This window comes from Variovorax sp. 10L426, from assembly GCF_056395305.1.
In genome coordinates this window covers 1-518 of the sequence record NZ_JBFTJF010000073.1, presented here as the reverse complement: position 1 = coordinate 518, position 518 = coordinate 1, and the positions used below count along the sequence as shown (strand labels likewise).

The window sequence follows — 518 nt, the reverse complement described above, 5'->3', positions numbered from 1 at the left end:
CAGGCCCAGCAGCACCCAGGCCATGCCGAGGGCCTTGCCGCCGGAGAGCTGCACGATCAGCGCGGCGGTGGTCAGGATGGCGATGGCCATGCCGACCATGCCGAAGATGTTGCCGCGGATGGAGGTGGTGGGGTGGGACAGGCCCTTCAGGGCCTGGATGAAGCAGACCGAGGCGATCAGGTACAGCAGCGTGACGACGTTCATGCTCATGCTGCGTTCCCCTTGTCGCCTGCGGCTACCTTCTTGTCCTTCTTCTTGAACATCTCCAGCATGCGTCTCGTCACCAGGAAGCCGCCGAAGACGTTCACTGCAGCAAGTGCCACGGCCAGCACGCCCATGGTCTTGCCCAAGGTGGTCTCGGTGAGCGCCGCGGCCAGCATGGCGCCCACGATGACGATGGCGGAGATGGCGTTGGTGACGGCCATCAGCGGCGTGTGCAGCGCCGGGGTGACGGTCCACACCACGTGGTAGCCCACGTAGATGGCCAGCACGAAGATGATCAGGTTGATGACGGTGTG

The 518-nt window shown here is 64.5% G+C and carries 2 protein-coding genes; both read right to left on the bottom strand.

What is annotated here, in order from left to right:
* The coding region (locus AC1DHL_RS29780) for an NAD(P)(+) transhydrogenase (Re/Si-specific) subunit beta (RefSeq protein WP_478164330.1) at positions 1 to 210 on the bottom strand (210 nt) is incomplete at its 3' end.
* A partial coding sequence (locus AC1DHL_RS29775) for an NAD(P) transhydrogenase subunit alpha part 2 (protein ID WP_478164335.1) occupies positions 207 to 518 on the bottom strand: 312 nt, incomplete at its 5' end. The genes AC1DHL_RS29775 and AC1DHL_RS29780, both read right to left, overlap by 4 nt.